Genomic DNA, 16,854 nt, shown 5'->3' on the forward strand with positions numbered 1-16,854 from the left:
TCCGAGAAGCCCGGCGGCAGGATTACTGCCGCCGGGCCGGGCTCCCTCTTGTAGGTATACCCTTGGTGGAGGAAAGCTTCTCCTCCACTTCCTATGATACAACCATTCTGCGGCTTGGGTATTGGACTGAGGTACTATCCGCCCAATAAATTTTGAGCGGCATCCGCTGAATTACTGGAGGCGCGACCTGCCGGTGAGCCGTATCATCTCCCCGCAGGACGCTCCCAGCCCGCAACCCTGTATCGGAAGCGACACTAATTCGACCGCTGGATGAAACAGGGAATAAGGCACGCATGTTGACCACAAACTCTCCATATACTTCGGCGCCCTCGCCCTACATCGTATCGGTGGACCTGTTGCGTGGCTTGGTGATGGTGCTGATGGCGCTCGACCATGTGCGCTGGTTTTTTACCGAAGCCGACTTCTCTCCTACCGATCTGTCCCGCACCGATGCAGCCCTGTTTTTCACCCGCTGGATAACCCATTTTTGTGCACCCGCCTTTGTCTTTCTGGCGGGGGCCAGCGCTTTTCTTTCTGCCACGCGCGGTCTCACGCACCCGCAGCTCGCCCGCCGGCTGTTCACCCGCGGTCTGTGGCTGGTATTTCTGGAAGTGACGGCTGTTCGCCTCGCATGGGATTTCAACCTGGATTACAGCCAGCTGGGATTGGGGGTCATCTGGGCGCTGGGATGGTCGATGGTAGCGCTTGCCGCATTGGTTTATCTCCCGCGATGGGCAATCGCCTGCACCGGTATCGGCATGATCGGGGGCCATAACCTCCTGGACGGCCTACGGCTTGACAGCTTCCGCGCCCTCGACGGCTCGCTGCAATGGCAGGGATGGCTGCTGAACGTGCTCCACGTGCCCGACTCCCCTATTTCGTATCCGCTGATTCCATGGATCGGGGTCATGGCGGCAGGGTATGCTTTCGGGCCCATCCTGCTGATGCCGCCAGGCCGGAGACAACAATGGCTGCTTGCAGGGGGAACGGCGATCATCACCGCCTTCGTCCTCTTGCGCCTCTATAACGGCTACGGGGACCCGGCGCCCTGGGCCTCACGGGCAACGGCCTCGTTCACGCTGCTGTCCTTTCTTAATACCAGCAAATATCCCCCCTCCCTGCTCTTCCTCTTGATGACGCTCGGACCCACGCTCATACTGCTGGCGGTATTCGAACGCAGGCAAGCCCGGCACGGCTTGTTATCGCGCCTGCTTATCGTTTTTGGACGCGTGCCGCTCTTCTTCTACCTCCTGCACCTCTACGTCATACACGGGCTGGTGATCGTTTTCGCCCTTGCCATGAACCGGGACATCGAACCATTCCTGGCATCTTTCGATGCTTTCCCGTCCTGGTGGGGGTTCAGCCTGCCCTCCGTCTACCTGTTCTGGGTCGCAGTTACCCTGCTGCTCTACCCGCTTTGCCGCTGGTTCGCTGCTGTCAAGGCGCGCCATAAGGATAGCTGGTGGACACCCTACATATAGCCCTCCGCTTGAGTTGCCGCCCGCCACGCCTCATCCTTTTTGATTACAATCGCCCCCGCGGGCACCTCACCATGCTTGAAACCATAGCGTGCGCCCGTCGCTCCAAACAATCCCTTTCGAGCCCGATCCTTTGAGACACGGTCTTTTTGCTTAAAAAAACCTGCTTGGCGCCTCATATGTGCGGTATCTAACGAAGTTTGAACATCCTCCTTTGGTAAACTATTTTTGCGGCTTTTTTTGCAATTTTTGGAATCAGGAGTTGTTATGGAAAACAATCTTTTTCAATTTCCCATAACTGGATGGGAAATAAAATCCGAGCCGGTTGATGGCCTGCTTTCTGTCCGCTTTCCGTTTTTGTCGCACGGACAGCAGAACCTTGCCGAGGCGGACCCCGGCAGGCCGTATGTCATGCAGGCCGAGCAGGCGCGCGAGCTCAGGGATGCGCTGTCCAGGGCCCTGGAACACATGGACAACCACGCGCACGAGTCTGCATCGTCACCGGCTTCACCCAGCAGCTTGTCCATCTATTGAAAGTCGGCCCGTTCCGATGATTTTGCCATCAGCCAAGCGGGTTAGCTAGCGCAGAGCAACCTGAGCCGGGTCGCACCTCTCGCGAATACAGCTGACGGACATGTAATCGCCGGGCCGCAGCGTTCGGTTTCGGACGTGACACCTGAAACCCCGCCCAACCGGCTTGACCGGCCCGCCTCGCCCCGTGCGGCGGCGTGCCTGCGTTCGGAAGCGAACAGACATGCGGGTGGCAAATCCGTAGTCTTGCAGCATTCCCCGCGCTCACTCTCATCTACTCAAGGAAAAATCATGACAGTCAAAAAGGCATGGGCAGTCTGGAAGGGCAGCATCAAGGAAGGTGAAGGCACGATTTCCACCGAGACAGGGGTGCTCAAAGAGGCACCGTACGGGTTCAAGTCACGCTTCGAAGATGGCAAAGGCACAAACCCGGAGGAGCTAATCGCGGCTGCGCATGCCGCCTGCTTTTCCATGGCCCTTTCCATGATGCTGGGCCAGGCCGGCCTCACGCCGGACCGGATCGAAACCCACGCCGAGGTGACGCTTGAGAAAATTGGCGAGGGCTTCGAGATAACGGCCAGCCATCTGCGTGTAGTCGCAAAAATACGGGTCGCGAGCGCGGAAAGATTCCAGGAAGTCGCGAACAGGGCAAAAGAGGGCTGCCCGGTATCCAAGCTTCTGAAGGCCAAAATCACGATGGATGCGAGGCTGGCGGAGTAGCGCGCAACGAATACGCCGCACTGGCGGGATTGCCGGGGTGGAACTGACAAGGCATGTCAGGTTCCCCTTCGGGCTTTCACCACCCCTTCAACACACCCTTTCAACCGTCTTTCCACATCTTTATTCCCTGCCGCAAATCGCGGACGCGCTGACCCGCAGCCCTGTCTTTTCATCGCCGCGCTTTCCGGGAAGACGCTACGCCACGAGAAAATAGCAAACAAGCGTGATAACCGCGGCCCCGATGAAATTAAGCGCCAGCCCTTCGCGCGCCATGGTGGAAATGGGTACTTTTCCGGTACTGAACACGACGGCATTGGGCGCCGTCGCAACCGGCAGCATGAAAGCGCAACTTGCGCTCATTGCAGCAGGTATCATCAATAACCGGGGGTCGACGCCCGCTGCAAGACCTGCCGGCGCGAGAATCGGCATCAGCAGGACCGTGGTCGCGGTATTGCTGGTGGTTTCGGTCAGGAAAGTGACCATCAGCGAAATGCTCACGATAACGATCAACGGATGCAGGCCCGCCAGACCCGACAGGTGAGCGCCGACGGAGTTCGACAGCCCGGACTCGACGAACGCCTGGGCGATGGCAATTCCTGCCGCAAAAAGAATGAGAATTCCCCAGGGCACCCGTTCCGCCGTCTTCCAGTCGAGCAACTTTCCACCGCGCCCGTCGGGAACCAGAAACATCACTACCACTGCGGACAGGGCAACGATCGCGTCACTGGCGCCCTTGAGATTGAACCAGCCGCTCCAGCCGCCAAAGGGTTCAAGCCGCGTCACCCATGCAAGTATGGTAATCCCGAACACAATCAATACCCGCCGCTCCTCCAGGCGCCACGCCCCGCAAGGGGGAATAACCAGTTGGCCCTTGTAATCCAGGTTACGCGTTAGCCATAGCCCTGCCAGTGGCACGAACAGCAGTACGACTGGCAAACCCCAGCTCATCCATTCGGTGAAGCTGATTGCGGAACCCGTGAACAGGGCATACTGTTGCATGAAGATGAGATTGGGCGGCGTCCCGATCGGCGTGCCCAGACCGCCTATGCTCGATCCATAGGCGATGCACAATAACAACGGCGCCGCCAGTTTGCTGTCCGGGCTCTGCGCAATCACCGCAAGTGCTATGGGCAGCATCATCAACGCTGTCGCCGTGTTGGATATCCACATGCTCAAGGCAGCACTGGCGATCATGAAACCGAATACGATGCGGCGGCTGCTGTGGCCGCCCACCAGGTTCACCATGCCCAACGCAATGCGATGATGCGCGCCGGAGCGTTCCATCGCGGTAGAGATAATGAATCCCCCCAGCAGAAGCAGAATCAGTTCGTTGCCGTAAGCGGCGGATATCTTTTCCTGGGGCAGGACACCGGCAAGCGGGAAAACCGCCAATGGAATGATCGAGGTGGCCGGAATGGGTATGGGTTCGAATATCCACCATACCACGCACAAAACTGCAACCGCGCCAGTCCAACAGGCTTCGGCTCCCCAACCGGAAAGGCTCATTGCCAGGGCGGCGCTCGCCGCTAAAAGGGGGCCGGCAATAAGCGCCCACCGGCGAATGGCTATGATGCGCATGGATTGGAGGGCGGGAGACCGCGGCCGGGTTAGCTGAACAACGCAGCTTGAAACTTTACAGGAAAACCCGGGCTAGCATGGCTTCTTCTGCTATTCACCCGCCCCCCACGGCCGACTCATGCGCTTTCCTCTGCAATCGTTACCGGCCGGAAACTGGCAAAATATACGTCGTATACGTGGGATGGGGTGCTTCAGGAGACCGATGCCCCAAGAAAAAGCCCGGCGCAGGATCGCTGCCGCCGGGCTACAGGCACCCGCTACGTTGGGGAGTCATTGGGTCACTCCCCAGTCACCATCTTACCCACTTTTCGTGCCTTTCCAATTGGACCAAAGTACATCTTTTCCCATTAAATCTTCACCCCCATTACAAATCGTGCCTTCCTTCACTCCTTGGTTCGCTCCGCGCGCGCTTGCCGATACTCGCGCCGCTTTCCAGCTTGCCCTCCCGTGAGCGCCTCCACCCCCGCAATAACGTCGAATAATTCCTCGTCGATCTTGCTTTGCCGCTGCCGATAAAACGTTTTCTGAAGATCTTCAAGCAGCTCATCAATGTTGCGCTCGGCGCGCTCCATTGCAGTCAGCCGGCTTGCGTTCTCGCTCGCCATCGATCCGGCACAGGCGCGGAAAAGCGATACGAACAGATACTCTCGGACCAGCGCCTGGAGCGTAGAGGCAACATCCCCTGCAACCTCGGGAAGATTCTTCGATGGCCAGGGAAGTTCAGCCAGTGAGCGACGCCAAGTTTCATCCAGTGGTAACAGGCGCTCGGCGACCGGTTCATATGCCATACCCGGGTCGGAGCGATTGTAAAAGAGATAAAGCCGCTCCAGTCTATTTTCAGGGCCATTCTTATGCTGCGCCACGCTCTCCAGCGTGCCCGGCACCATGATCCGTAACAGGAGTTCACCGACCAGCGGCGTTATGCCCTTGATCGACAGTGGAACGTCAAAACGCCCGTTCAGGGGCAGTTGCATATCGCCAAGACGGTCGTGCACGCGCTCGCCTATGGCCCAGACTTTCTTTCTACCGGGCAGTGACGCCAGCGTGTCGCCGGCATAATCCGCAACGACATCGTTGAATTGCCCGACCAGTCCCTGGTCCGAACCGAATACGATCGCGCCGGTTACTCCGGCGTGCTCCTTTGCTCCCGGGGCCGCCATCGTTGCCGGCGGTGTCCTGCCGCGAAAGCAAACGCTCAAGCCAAGCTGCACCACGCGGTAGTAGTCGTCCAGCGAACGCGCGGATTTTTCGTATTGAACCAGGTTCGCCGTGGCCAGCGCCTTCATTGTACTCACCACCGAACCCAGCTCTCTGGCCCGGTCGATTTTTTGGCGCAAATTCGCGAGAGTATCGCTCATGGCTGACGCACCTCCATCCTGCACGTCCTGTCCGTCCCGTGAATGCAAAACGCGGAGCGCTGAAACGGTTGCCCTCCGCGGTTACTTCAGCTGCTCATACAGCAGCTTCAATATCCGGCTGGCATTGCTCGACGTCTCGGTTGCGCCCTCCTTGTTCAGCACCTTGACTTCCGTGCTGTCCCCGGCTTCGCTCAGCAGTATGCGATACTGGCCTGCCGTTTCGGTAGCGGTTTCGTCGCGCCAGAAAGCAAGCTTGGAAAAGAAACCTGCTCCCGCCGCGCCACTGTCCACATCCGGGTCGATATAGCGCACGTAGTAGATGCCCTGCGAGCGGTTGCGGTCTTCCACCGTGAAGCCGACCCGGTCAAGCGCGAGCCCGACCCGGCGCCACGAACGGTCGAATGCTTCGTTCACTGTCAGCACGCCCCCTTTCTCCTTGAGCCGGGCGCGCTCCTGGGGCGCGCCTGTGCTGGTCACCGCTGACCTGGCGCGCTCTTCCCCCACCCCGAAACGCATCATCAGCCTTGAAAGCATTTCTGCTTCGAGATCGGGGTCGGCCGGGCGAGGCTGCCAGACGGTGCGCACATCGCCCTGCATCACTTCATACATTCCGCGGTGACTGATGTAGATCTCCGTCGTGCCGCCCTCTCCGCGCTCCATCCGCGTGCGGAACTTGTCGCGCTCGGAGGTTGAATACATGGAATCGAGTAGTTTCCCAAGAGTATTGCGGATGATGTCCTCGGGAATTTTCGCGCGGTTTTCCGCCCAGTCCGTCTCCATCACGCCGGCTTCGGGCAGCTCCACTTTGACGAGGAAACCGAGTTCGTGCCAGAATTCCTTCACCACCGGCCAAATCTCGTCGGGTTCGCCCCTCACCACCAGCCAGCGCTGCGTGCCCGCGCGTTCCATGCGCACCCCGCCCTCCTCCAGCGAGGGCAGAATGGCTGCCCCGGAGGGGTTCGGCGTCTTGTTGCGCTCCGCATTGTAGGCGGAAAAAGTTGCGCTTCCGGTCGGGCTGATGTCCGGGACGGTATAACGTTCGTCCGAGCCGGGGGCCGTCAGATCAGGCGGCATTTCCAGTGGAGGCAGCTTGCCCGCCGATTTATAACTGATCTTTTTACCTTCCGGCAACAGGTTGCACCCCGTCGCCATCACCACCGTCAAGCATAATGCAGCCGCTATACGCAATCTCATGTGCAACGTTTTACCCTTCGTCATTCGTCGTTGAATTTCTAGATTGGCCAGCCGTTAATATGTTTTGTCCCCGAGTCGCGCATCGCTTCCATTACTGCCTGATGGTGCTTATCCGATAGCGGCGTCAGAGGCAGGCGCAAGCCGGGCCCGATCAAACCCATTTGCGTCACGGCCCACTTTACCGGAATGGGATTCGCCTCGATGAATAAATCCGCATGCAGACTCAGCAATTTCCCGTTCGTGGTCCGGGCTGCCGCAAAATCCCCCGTGAATGCCGCTACGCACATCTCGTGCATCAGTCTCGGCGCGACATTGGCAGTGACCGATATCACGCCGTGACAGCCCAGCAACAGCAGCGCCAGGCCGCTCGCATCATCACCGCTATAAACGGCAAAGTCCTGCGGCACGCGGCTCAGCAGTTCGAAACCGCGCCCCATGTCGCCGGTTGCATCCTTGATGCCGACGATATTAGGGATCTCCGCCAGCCGCAGCACGGTTTCATTGGCCAGGTCAGCCACAGTCCTGCCCGGCACGTTGTACAAAATCTGCGGAATCTCCACTGCTTCGGCCACCGCGCGGAAATGCCGGTACAACCCTTCCTGGGTTGGCTTGTTGTAATAGGGAACCACCGACAGGCTCGCGTCCGCGCCGGCATCCTTGGCAAAAATGGAGAGATCGATCGCCTCCCGGGTGGAATTCGCACCCGTCCCGGCGATGACCGGGACGCGCCCGGCGGCTCGCTCCACCGCCGTCCTGATCAGCAGATGATGCTCCTCGAAATCCACTGTAGGGGACTCGCCGGTCGTACCGACCACTACGATGCCATCGGTTCCCTCCGCCACGTGATAGTCGATCAGGGCGCTGAAACGCTCCAGATCCAGTTCCCCATTTTCATGCATGGGCGTGACGATGGCGACAAGGCTGCCTTTTATTGCAACACTATTCATGAAGTGTCCATCGGGTGAAAAGGGATATTTTACCTGAATCTCGCCTTCGCCAAGAATATTCCCTGAACCAGTGGGGGTTTCCCGCAACAGCGGGCCCACCCGGCGCTCAGGCTCGTCGCAGCGCGCCCCTGTTCCCACCGGCACGGCACCGGGCGCGGTTCCGGCGTGGAGCCTGGATTGTGACAATGCCGTTGGTATCTCGTTCCCCAAGCTCGTCATTTTGTCCGTTTGTAAAAACATCGATCCCTTATTATTACGGTAGTCTCGGGCAAGTTCTTGACGTCACACGCCCCTTCAGGTATCTCGTCCATCAGCGGCCACTCGAACGCCTGAAGGTCACCACTCAATGAATAGTTCGCCGTTGAACTCCGCCGGGTGCTATAAACCAAGTTGAAACAACAAGATCTGCTTTGGACGTCTAAAGTTATGGAGATAGGGGTCTGTGACAACCACGGCTGACTCAGAGCTTCTGGCATGGGACGAGTCCGGCGGGCGGCCTACCCTGATCGTTCGCGGAGACTGGACGCTCGACAAGTATGTCGCACTGGGCGAGCAGATCTCCCGCCTGCGCGCCGAGGCGGGCGATCTGAGCGCGGCCCAGTATGACGCAGGCAACGTTGACCTGACCGGTCTGGAAGCGCTGGATACGGCCGGCGCTTCACGGCTATATGAATTGCTCGGCGGCGAGCTCGCCGGAAAACTCTGCGGGCCGGAGTCCGGACTGAGCGCCGAACGCGGTGCGTTGCTGCAAACCGTCGCCAGCGCGATGGAAGCAGCCGGACGGCCGACGCGCAAGCGCCCCCATGGGGCGCTTATCGAAATGCTGGGCCGGGCCGGGCTTGCGATGGAAACCTTCTGGCGGGAAATTCGCGCCCTGCTCGGATTCATGGGTTTCACCCTTGAAGCGCTGGCTCATGGCCTGCTTCGGCCCCGGCGCTGGCGCGTTACCTCGGTGGTTGCGCAAATAGAGACGACTGGGCTCAATGCCGTACCGATCATTTGCCTGCTCAATTTCCTGGTAGGTGCGGTGGTTGCTTTCCTGGGCGCCACCGTGCTGGCTGAATTCGGCGCTACCATTTATACCGTCAACCTCGTCACTTTCGCTTTCCTGCGCGAACTTGCCGTGCTGCTCACGGCCATTCTCATGGCCGGGCGCACCGCGAGCACGTTTACGGCGGAACTCGGGTCAATGAAAGTCAACGAAGAGATCGACGCCACCCGGGTGCTTGGGCTCAGTCCGGTCAACCTGCTCGTGCTCCCCCGGGTACTGGCACTGCTCGTATCCCTGCCGATTCTCACCTTCCTCGCGATGATTGCTGGGATACTGGGAGGGGCGGTGGTGTGCGCATTGCATCTCAATATATCTTTAGTGATGTTTCTCAACATTTTTCATGATCAAATAGAGCTGAGGCATTTTCTCGTGGGGATGTCCAAGGCCCCGGTGTTTGCCTTCGTCATCGCGGTGATCGGTTGCCTGGAGGGTATGAAAGTAAGCGGCAGCGCGTTATCGGTCGGCCAGCACACGACTGCCAGCGTCGTGCATTCGATTTTCGTCGTCATTCTTCTCGATTCGGTCGCGGCGCTATTTTTCATGGAAATGGAATGGTAGATAAGCAGGCAGGGACCTCGGACGAGGTGGCGGGCGAGTCGGCAGAAACTGCGGCCGGGCACATGGCCGCCAAAAGCAGGGAGCCCGGGCGCGGCGGATCGTCAGGCGAAGCGCCCGGGGACAAAGCTCAAGCACAGGAAACGGTCATAGAGGTCAGCGATTTGACAAACCGCTTTGGCCGGCAGGTGGTGCACCATAAGCTGAATCTGGATGTCTACCGCGGCGAGATCCTGGGTGTCATCGGCGGTTCCGGATCCGGAAAATCGGTGCTGCTGCGCTCGATTGTCGGATTGCAGACCCCCGCCTCAGGCCGCGTGCGCGTGCTTGGGCAGGACGTTTCGAGCCTGCCGCCTGAACGCCGCTCCACCCTGGAACGACGCTTTGGCGTGCTGTTCCAGGGCGGAGCGCTTTTTTCATCGTTGACGGTGATCGAGAATGTTGCCCTCCCCCTGATCGAAAATGCGCGGCTCCACCGGCCGGAGGCGGAAAACCTGGCGCAAGTGAAGCTGGCGCTTGCCGGCCTGCCCGCCGACGCGGGACAAAAATATCCGGCGGCCCTGTCGGGGGGGATGGTGAAACGGGCCGCGCTGGCCCGCGCGCTTGCTCTCGATCCTGACATACTGTTCCTGGATGAACCCACGGCCGGGCTGGACCCCATCGGCGCCGCCGAGTTCGACCAGCTCATCCTTACGCTTCGCGATGCGCTTGGTTTCACCGTTTTTCTGGTCACGCACGACCTGGATACCCTGTACACCATCTGCGACCGAGTCGCTGTGCTGTCGGACAAGCACGTCCTGGCGGCCGACAGGCTTGACGCGGTGGAGGCAATCGAGGATCCCTGGGTGCAGGCCTATTTTAATGGCCCCCGCGGGCGGGCGGCCAAAAAGGCAAACCGCCAACTCACTACGGAAACCCATTGATGGAACCGCGCGCAAATCATGTCCTGATCGGCTCGTTCACCGTACTGGCGGTCGCGGCAGCACTGCTCTTCGCCTTATGGATGGGCAAGGGGCCGGGCGCCGCCCAGCAGCGTTACTACACGGTCATCTTCAACGAGGCAGTCAGGGGCTTGTCCGTCGGCAGCGAGGTCCAATACAGCGGAATAAAGATTGGCGAGGTGGCGGCGCTGGAACTCGACCCGAGCGATCCGCGAAAAGTGCTGGCGCGGGTGCGGGTGGAAGGCAATATCGCCATCAAGCGGGATACAAAGGCGCGCCTGGCGCTAACCGGCATCACCGGCACCTCGGTGATCGAATTCAGCGATGGATCGCCGGAGAGCCCCGACCTGGTCGCCAAGGATGACGGCGATCCCGTCATCGTCGCGTCTCCCTCCCCTTTCGCCAAGCTGCTGGAGCAAAGCAGTAGCAACCTCGCGGGCATTACAGAGGTGATCCAGCAGGCGAAAACCATACTTTCCCCCGCCAATGTGCAGAATCTGACCAAAACGGTGGCCCATCTGGAACGGGCTTCAGGCGCGATAGCCAGCCAGGACGATAATGTCAAGGAGCTGATCCGGCAACTGACCGCTGCCAGCAGCCAGGCAAACACTATCCTCCAGCAGGCCTCCGGCATGGTGGGCGATGCGCAGGCGCTCGTCGACAACGAGGGTGTCCACGCCTTCAGGAGCGCGGACCGCGCCATGGCTTCCGTGGAGAAAAGCGCACAGTCGATTGATCAGCTGCTGGCCGACAACCGGGCGACGCTGAGCGGGGGTATCCGGGCTTTCGGCGAACTGGGTCCCGCCCTGCAGGAGCTTCGCGATACCCTCGTCTCGATAAGGAGAATAACCCGCCGGCTGGAGGACGACCCTGCTGAATACCTTACAGGCCGTCAAAAAATAGAGGAAATCGAACCATGAGTGCCCCCACATCCCGGCGATCCCGGCAATATCTGCGTTGGTTCGGCTTCACTGCGCTCGCATGGCTATCTTCCTGCTCGATCCTGCCTAGTGAAACCATCGCGATATACCAGCTCCCACCTTCGTCAATTGTCCCGGCGACCGCACCGGATCGGCTGCCGTTGACGCTGCACATTGCCAAAGGGGACAGCAGCCGCGTCACCGACAGCCAACGCGTGCTGATACTGAACCAGGACAACCGGATCAGCGCCTACAAGAGCGTGCGCTGGAGCGATCCGCCTCCCGTCCTCCTGCGCAACCAACTCGCAAGCGCTTTTCGCGCTGATGGCAGGCTCAGCCTCGTGAGCGATAGTAATCCCAACCTGACGCGGGACCTCGAGCTCAGCGGCGATCTGGATGCGTTCCATGTCGAACATTCCGCTGGAACGACGGTCGCAGTGGTCCGGTTTTATGCCGTTCTCGCGCAGCCCGCACGCAACCGTATCCTCGCCGCCCGCGGCTTTGAATCCCGGCAGCCCGTGAACGGCAAAGGAATGCCTGACGTGGTCGCAGCGTTCGGCAAAGGCGCCGATGAGATTGGAAGGGAGATTATCGGCTGGACGATCCAGCACGGCAATTCCATGCAAGCAGGCGGGAATGAGATGCCCGCGTCTGCCGGAAGAACAAACCCGCCGGAAGAAAAGCCCTGATCCGCACCCGGTCAACGTATCGGTGCTCGACGCGAACGTCCCGCTCTTGTCGGGTGAAAGAAAACAATCAATAATTTCTGTCGCGAAATAAGAACACGTAATATTTTAAATAATTCACTCAAACATAAATGCCGGAAATGAACGCGTGCCTATTGCAGAGAAAGTTGAGTAAACGCATAAGAGCGATGCTGGCAATGATCATGTTGTGTTCAGCAGGCGTGAACGCCTCCGCGATAGACCCTCCAATGCTAGGAAATGCGAAGCGCATTTCCGGCAAATGGGTTGGACATTATGAATGCTTTGATGGAAAAACCGGAGTTACCTTGATGCTAACGGGCCACAAGAGTGGACATGTGGAGGGGAGCTTTTCATTTTACCCAATGTCATCAAGTGCTGACATGGCTACAGGCCGTTTCGTTCTCGTTGGTTCCTATTATTATGACGGCTCCCTGATTCTGGATAGCGGTGCATGGATAGAAAAACCCGAGGGGCATGAAACGATCAGCCTGAGAGGGAAAGTCAATCCTGCATTTGATACATTCACAGGAACGGTGCCCGAGTGCTTCAATGCCGAATTCAGCTTGGAAAAAATGCAACGATTACATTACGACAAGACGCTTGATTAAGAAATCGCAGAAGGTGAATTTCTGAATGAAGCGCCCCCGATCGGTACATTCAGAGCCATTGTCCAGGCTCAAATCGGCTATCACCCGCTTCAACTTGCTGTTCTCCTCTTCCAGCTGCCACAGCCGTCTCGATTCTAAAGGCCCCAATCCCCCGTACTTCTTCTTGAGGTAGAACGTTGGTAGAACGTTGCATCGCTGATGCCCATCTTCCTGCAGACCTCTTCAACCGGCGTGGCAAGCTCGGCCTGCTTCAGAGCAAAGGCAATCTGCTGCTCCGTATACTTGCTCTTCTTCACGTCATGACTCCTTTCAAAGGTTAAAATCATGCCGCAAACTCTACTTTTAAATGGCCCGGTTTATTGGGGCAGGGTCAACCGGGTTCGGCGAATATTCGCCTGAAGTGGTCGCAGCATTCGGCAAGGGGGCGATGATGGTGCAAGGGAAATTATTGAGTAGACCGTCCAGCACGGCAGCTCGATTCAGGCAAATCAGGATGACATGGCAGCCTCTGCTTCAGGAACGAATGCGCTGAAAGAAAAGCCGGGGTGAGACGGATGCCGCCGCCCAACCGTAGGAACCACGCCAGTACTATGGAAGACTTACGTAAAATAGCGAAGTGGGACCGCAACCTTTGTAATTAAGATAAAACAAGGAGAGTTATCGTGACCCTGTCCACCGATCAAAATCTTGACCCTGGCAAACTTTCCGCAAATGGTAGAAGGATGCTCGCCGTGAGGGAGGAGGTACTAGCGGAATGGATAAAAAGACTACGCCAAACGGTCAAGGAAGCCGAACGGCTGGCTCAGCCAATCCTGATCGATACTTTCCCTTCGCTGTACGACAACCTTGCAGAAGCTATTTCAGCCGGCTACCCCCGGGCCACGGCAAATGAAGGTAACACGATAGCGAGTGAACATGGCAGCGAGCGTGCACGCCTGACAAACTACAATGCGTATTCAGTTATATCGGAATATCAACAACTGAGATGGACGATTTTTGATGTTCTGAAGCTAAATGGTGTCGAGCTCGATGATGATGAAGTTTTTGTGATCAACACTTCTATTGACGGATCGATACGTGAGTCGGTGAATGCTTTCGCTCTTGCGCAGGCGGCGCTACGCCACCGATTCATCGCGGCCCTGACGCATGACTTGAGGAACCCATTATCGAATGCGCACGTATATGCTCAACTGATCGAGCGCACCATCGATCCGGTCAAGACAAAGGAGTTTGCGGGGAAAATTTTGGACAGCCTGAAACAAATGGATGAAATGATCCAGGAGCTGCTCGATTCTGCCGCTTTTCAGGGCGGGGAGCGGCTACGCCTTCAATTGGAGGAATTCGACCTGCAAGAGGTCGTTAAGGAGGTGTGCGATCAACTTACGGCCAAACATGGGCCCCGCTTCCAATTCATGGGCGATACGGCGAAGGTCTGGTGGGATCGGGCGGCAATCCGGCGGGCAACGGAAAATATGGTGGGCAATGCCGTGAAATACAGCACGCCTGATACCCCTATACGACTCAACATTGCATTGGTAGACGAGCGCACAATGCTGTCCGTGCATAATGAAGGAGAACCCATTCCCCCTGATCAGATGGAGTCCATATTCCACCTGTTCATTAGAGCAGAGGCTGCGAAAGAAGGAAACAAGGAAGGCTGGGGGATAGGTTTGCCTTACGTCCGTAGCGTGGCAGAAAGCCATGGTGGAAGTGTGACCGTCGATAGCGAAGCGGCGCGAGGAACGACCTTCATAATGGATATGCCGCGGGACGCGAGGCCCTTTCAAGATGCTCCGATATTGGGAGAAAATTGGCGCGTAGAAGCCGCTCAATCTGCTCGTTCATAGCGCAGCTGGAACCCTGCCTGGTGGTTCGATCCCGCCACTTGGCGGGGCTTGTCATTTAAGACTCGCGGAGGCGCGGATGGACGACCCTAAGCTTTCAACTGGTGAGATTCAGTCCATCTCAGCCAGACCCTCTCAGACCAGCGGGAGTGTGCATGAGCAGTTGGAGGCGATCTACCGGGCCGAGTCGCGTCGCGTGTTTGCAACGCTGGTTCGCCTCCTCGGCGACTTCGACCTCGCCGAGGAGGCGCTGCACGACTCCTTTCGCGCCGCGCTGGAGCAATGGCCGCACGAGGGCGTGCCGGCCAACCCGCGTGCCTGGCTGGTATCCACCGGACGTTTCAAGGCGGTCGACACCTTGCGGCGGCGCGCACGTTTGAGCCTCGTGGAAGACTTCGACGATCGCCCCGATCCGGCGAGCGAGGACGTGCCGGACCAGGACAGCGTCGAGGACGACCGCCTGCGGCTGATCTTCACCTGCTGTCATCCCGCCCTGTCGCCCGAGGCCCAGGTTGCGCTGACGCTGCGCGAGGTGTGCGGCCTCACCACCGAGGAGATTGCCCGTGCCTTCCTCATTGCGGCGCCCGCACTCGCGCAGCGCATCGTGCGTGCCAAGTCCAAGATCCGCGACGCACGCATCCCCTATGAAGTGCCCGGGCATGCGGAGCTGCCAGCCCGGCTCGACAGCGTGCTGCGCGTGATATACCTCGTTTTCAACGAAGGCTACTCGGCATCGGCCGGCGATCTGCTGACGCGTGCCGACCTGTCGGGCGAGGCAATCCGGCTCGGCCGGCTGCTTGCTGAACTCGTCCCCGAACCCGAGTCGATCGGGTTGCTGGCGCTGATGCTTCTTCAAGAGTCGCGGCGCGCGGCGCGCACCACCCCGACGGGCGATCTCGTGCTGCTCGACGAACAGGACCGGTCGCTATGGAAACAGGAGTTGATCGCTGAAGGCTCGGCGCTGGTCGAGCGCGCGCTCGTCTCGGGCCGCGTTGGCCCTTATGCGCTGCAGGCGGCCGTCGCCGCGGTTCATGCCGAGGCGCCGAATGCCGCTGCAACGGACTGGGCGCAGATCGTCGGCCTCTACGATGTCTTGCTGCGGCTCGATCCGTCGCCTGTGATCGAGCTGAACCGTGCGGTGGCAGTCGCCATGCGCGACGGTCCGGCTGCGGGGCTGGCGGCGGTCGACCAGATCCTCGCGCGGGGGGAACTCGCTGACTACCACTTGGCGCACGCCGCCCGGGCTGATCTATGCCGGCGTCTGGGAAGGGTTGACGAAGCTCGGGCAGCCTACCGGAGGACGCTGGAACTGGCTCGACAGGCGCCTGAGCGTCGGTTCCTTGAGCGGCGACTCGCTGAATTGCCTGAGTGAGGCCCCGTAGTGATGCCGTAGAGCGATGTCGCGTAGTCATGTTTTGGAGTGATATCGCGAAATAATGTCGCGTAGCAGTGTCGATTTGGCAGCGCGCCGTTCGACCAGGAGTACGTACGCCCAACTAAACACGCAAACACGCAAACACGACAGAGAAGGAGGAAGGCAATGAAATACTTGTGTCTCGTCTATCTTGACGAAGGTCGCCTCGATGAACTGCCCGATGAAGACTGCGTCGCCTACGACTCGGCGATCCGGACGAGCGGCCACTGCCTCGCCTCGGAGGCACTGGAGTCAGTCCGCACGGCGACGACCGTGCGCGTGCGCGACGGCAAGGTGTCGATCACCGATGGGCCCTTCGCCGAGACCAAGGAACAGCTTGCAGGCTTCTACATGATCGAGGCGAGGAATCTCGATGAGGCGATCGCGCTCGCGGCAGGGATCCCGCCTGCGCGCGTGGGTAGTATCGAGGTGCGCCCGATCCGGCCGATCCGCGAGACTGTCGCCGGAGCCGATACCGTCCCGCACGCGCACCCGGAGAATCGCTGAGCGCTGCGACTACCAGACCGCCAATATCGGGTGAATCCGCCATTCACGAGGAGAAACAGCATGAAATACCTGTGCCTGATCTGTGCCGAGAAGGTGATGGAGCAAATGCCCCCCGCCGATGCGGACAAGCACTTCGAGGAGTACCGCGAGTTTACCGACAGCATACGGCGCAGCGGCCACCTTATCGGCTGCAACCGGCTGTTGCCGCCTGACGCCGCAAGTACGGTGCGGGTGCGCAACGGCAGGGTCTCGGTCACGGACGGTCCGTTCACCGAGACCAAGGAGCAATTCGGCGGCTACTATCTTATCGAGGCCAGAGACCTGAACGAAGCAATCCAGGTCGCATCGCGAATTCCAGGTGCGAAACGCGGTTGCGTCGAGGTGCGGCCTGTCGCAGAGGATCTGCAGACTCTGCGCGCGCTTGGAGCTGACGGTCCGGAATTTGCATGATGGCGAGAGCGCCATGTCGATTTCGCGGTCCGTCATTCGACTATTGGACGC

At 59.1% G+C, this 16,854-nt stretch carries 16 protein-coding genes and 1 pseudogene; 12 read left to right on the plus strand and 5 right to left on the minus strand.

Going from position 1 to position 16,854, the window contains the following annotated elements; all coding sequences use genetic code 11:
• Positions 1-293: 293 nt before the first annotated feature.
• The 3 genes from R5L00_RS15580 (at position 294) to R5L00_RS15590 (ending at position 2,729) form a co-directional block, all read left to right on the plus strand.
• Complete coding sequence (locus tag R5L00_RS15580) at positions 294-1,481, plus strand: DUF1624 domain-containing protein (RefSeq protein ID WP_317652688.1); 1,188 nt, start codon at positions 294-296, stop codon at positions 1,479-1,481.
• Between the two features lie 264 nt (positions 1,482-1,745).
• The gene (locus R5L00_RS15585) at positions 1,746-2,012 is read left to right on the plus strand and encodes a hypothetical protein (protein ID WP_107692937.1); all 267 of its coding nucleotides are present in this window, start codon (positions 1,746-1,748) and stop codon (positions 2,010-2,012) included.
• A 285-nt stretch (positions 2,013-2,297) separates the two neighbouring features.
• Positions 2,298-2,729: an OsmC family protein gene (locus tag R5L00_RS15590; protein ID WP_411555626.1), complete on the plus strand. Its 432-nt coding sequence runs from the start codon at positions 2,298-2,300 to the stop codon at positions 2,727-2,729.
• Between the two features lie 195 nt (positions 2,730-2,924).
• On the opposite strand, the gene R5L00_RS15595 is transcribed toward R5L00_RS15590, so the two are convergent.
• The 4 genes from R5L00_RS15595 to dapA form a co-directional block, all read right to left on the minus strand.
• Positions 2,925-4,307, minus strand: coding sequence for an SLC13 family permease (locus R5L00_RS15595; protein ID WP_317652690.1), 1,383 nt, complete (start codon positions 4,305-4,307; stop codon positions 2,925-2,927).
• A 383-nt stretch (positions 4,308-4,690) separates the two neighbouring features.
• Entirely contained in the window at positions 4,691-5,665 is a 975-nt protein-coding gene (locus tag R5L00_RS15600; RefSeq protein ID WP_317652691.1) for a F0F1 ATP synthase subunit gamma, read from the minus strand.
• An 81-nt stretch (positions 5,666-5,746) separates the two neighbouring features.
• Positions 5,747-6,859: an outer membrane protein assembly factor BamC gene (gene bamC, locus R5L00_RS15605; RefSeq protein ID WP_107693450.1), complete on the minus strand. Its 1,113-nt coding sequence runs from the start codon at positions 6,857-6,859 to the stop codon at positions 5,747-5,749.
• 38 nt (positions 6,860-6,897) lie between these two features.
• Positions 6,898-7,806, minus strand: a complete 909-nt coding sequence (gene dapA, locus R5L00_RS15610) for a 4-hydroxy-tetrahydrodipicolinate synthase (RefSeq protein ID WP_317654201.1) — start codon at positions 7,804-7,806, stop codon at positions 6,898-6,900.
• Positions 7,807-8,248: 442 nt separating this feature from the next.
• Between dapA and R5L00_RS15615 the strand changes: the two genes are divergently transcribed.
• The 5 genes from R5L00_RS15615 (at position 8,249) to R5L00_RS15635 (ending at position 12,588) form a co-directional block, all read left to right on the plus strand.
• Positions 8,249-9,415, plus strand: a complete 1,167-nt coding sequence (locus tag R5L00_RS15615) for an ABC transporter permease (protein WP_317652692.1) — start codon at positions 8,249-8,251, stop codon at positions 9,413-9,415.
• Positions 9,409-10,335 carry an ABC transporter ATP-binding protein gene (locus tag R5L00_RS15620; RefSeq protein ID WP_317652694.1) on the plus strand — a complete coding sequence of 309 codons (927 nt, stop codon included), beginning with the start codon at positions 9,409-9,411 and terminating at the stop codon, positions 10,333-10,335. The genes R5L00_RS15615 and R5L00_RS15620 overlap by 7 nt, the downstream gene beginning before the upstream one ends.
• Positions 10,335-11,273, plus strand: coding sequence for an MlaD family protein (locus R5L00_RS15625; RefSeq protein ID WP_317652695.1), 939 nt, complete (start codon positions 10,335-10,337; stop codon positions 11,271-11,273). The genes R5L00_RS15620 and R5L00_RS15625 overlap by 1 nt, the downstream gene beginning before the upstream one ends.
• Entirely contained in the window at positions 11,270-11,962 is a 693-nt protein-coding gene (locus tag R5L00_RS15630) for an ABC-type transport auxiliary lipoprotein family protein (protein WP_317652696.1), read from the plus strand. The genes R5L00_RS15625 and R5L00_RS15630 overlap by 4 nt, the downstream gene beginning before the upstream one ends.
• Before the next feature lie 185 nt (positions 11,963-12,147).
• Positions 12,148-12,588 carry a hypothetical protein gene (locus tag R5L00_RS15635; RefSeq protein ID WP_317652697.1) on the plus strand — a complete coding sequence of 147 codons (441 nt, stop codon included), beginning with the start codon at positions 12,148-12,150 and terminating at the stop codon, positions 12,586-12,588.
• A gap of 60 nt (positions 12,589-12,648) precedes the next feature.
• Here R5L00_RS15635 and R5L00_RS15640 read toward each other — a convergent pair.
• Positions 12,649-12,884: pseudogene (locus R5L00_RS15640) on the minus strand (transposase); the annotation flags it as partial.
• A gap of 366 nt (positions 12,885-13,250) precedes the next feature.
• Here R5L00_RS15640 and R5L00_RS15645 point away from each other — a divergent pair.
• The 4 genes from R5L00_RS15645 (at position 13,251) to R5L00_RS15660 (ending at position 16,803) form a co-directional block, all read left to right on the plus strand.
• The gene (locus tag R5L00_RS15645) at positions 13,251-14,435 is read left to right on the plus strand and encodes a HAMP domain-containing sensor histidine kinase (RefSeq protein ID WP_317652698.1); all 1,185 of its coding nucleotides are present in this window, start codon (positions 13,251-13,253) and stop codon (positions 14,433-14,435) included.
• A 76-nt stretch (positions 14,436-14,511) separates the two neighbouring features.
• Positions 14,512-15,804 carry an RNA polymerase sigma factor gene (locus R5L00_RS15650; RefSeq protein WP_317652699.1) on the plus strand — a complete coding sequence of 431 codons (1,293 nt, stop codon included), beginning with the start codon at positions 14,512-14,514 and terminating at the stop codon, positions 15,802-15,804.
• Positions 15,805-15,972: 168 nt separating this feature from the next.
• Entirely contained in the window at positions 15,973-16,353 is a 381-nt protein-coding gene (locus R5L00_RS15655) for a YciI family protein (protein WP_107692928.1), read from the plus strand.
• A gap of 60 nt (positions 16,354-16,413) precedes the next feature.
• Complete coding sequence (locus R5L00_RS15660) at positions 16,414-16,803, plus strand: YciI family protein (RefSeq protein ID WP_317652700.1); 390 nt, start codon at positions 16,414-16,416, stop codon at positions 16,801-16,803.
• Positions 16,804-16,854 lie beyond the last annotated feature (51 nt).

It is taken from the genome of Nitrosospira sp. Is2 (assembly GCF_033095785.1).
Classification (GTDB): Bacteria; Pseudomonadota; Gammaproteobacteria; order Burkholderiales; family Nitrosomonadaceae; genus Nitrosospira.

Excerpts from the sequence above, each read along its gene's own strand:
- R5L00_RS15600 (WP_317652691.1), bottom strand. The coding sequence starts at position 5,665 with ATGAGCGATACTCTCGCGAATTTGCGCCAAAAAATCGACCGGGCCAGA.
- R5L00_RS15625 (WP_317652695.1), top strand. The coding sequence starts at position 10,335 with ATGGAACCGCGCGCAAATCATGTCCTGATCGGCTCGTTCACCGTACTG.
- R5L00_RS15595 (WP_317652690.1), bottom strand. The coding sequence starts at position 4,307 with ATGCGCATCATAGCCATTCGCCGGTGGGCGCTTATTGCCGGCCCCCTT.
- R5L00_RS15580 (WP_317652688.1), top strand. The coding sequence starts at position 294 with ATGTTGACCACAAACTCTCCATATACTTCGGCGCCCTCGCCCTACATC.
- dapA (WP_317654201.1), bottom strand. The coding sequence starts at position 7,806 with ATGAATAGTGTTGCAATAAAAGGCAGCCTTGTCGCCATCGTCACGCCC.
- R5L00_RS15585 (WP_107692937.1), top strand. The coding sequence starts at position 1,746 with ATGGAAAACAATCTTTTTCAATTTCCCATAACTGGATGGGAAATAAAA.
- R5L00_RS15650 (WP_317652699.1), top strand. The coding sequence starts at position 14,512 with ATGGACGACCCTAAGCTTTCAACTGGTGAGATTCAGTCCATCTCAGCC.
- R5L00_RS15655 (WP_107692928.1), top strand. The coding sequence starts at position 15,973 with ATGAAATACTTGTGTCTCGTCTATCTTGACGAAGGTCGCCTCGATGAA.
- bamC (WP_107693450.1), bottom strand. The coding sequence starts at position 6,859 with ATGAGATTGCGTATAGCGGCTGCATTATGCTTGACGGTGGTGATGGCG.
- R5L00_RS15660 (WP_317652700.1), top strand. The coding sequence starts at position 16,414 with ATGAAATACCTGTGCCTGATCTGTGCCGAGAAGGTGATGGAGCAAATG.
- R5L00_RS15630 (WP_317652696.1), top strand. The coding sequence starts at position 11,270 with ATGAGTGCCCCCACATCCCGGCGATCCCGGCAATATCTGCGTTGGTTC.
- R5L00_RS15635 (WP_317652697.1), top strand. The coding sequence starts at position 12,148 with ATGCTGGCAATGATCATGTTGTGTTCAGCAGGCGTGAACGCCTCCGCG.
- R5L00_RS15620 (WP_317652694.1), top strand. The coding sequence starts at position 9,409 with ATGGTAGATAAGCAGGCAGGGACCTCGGACGAGGTGGCGGGCGAGTCG.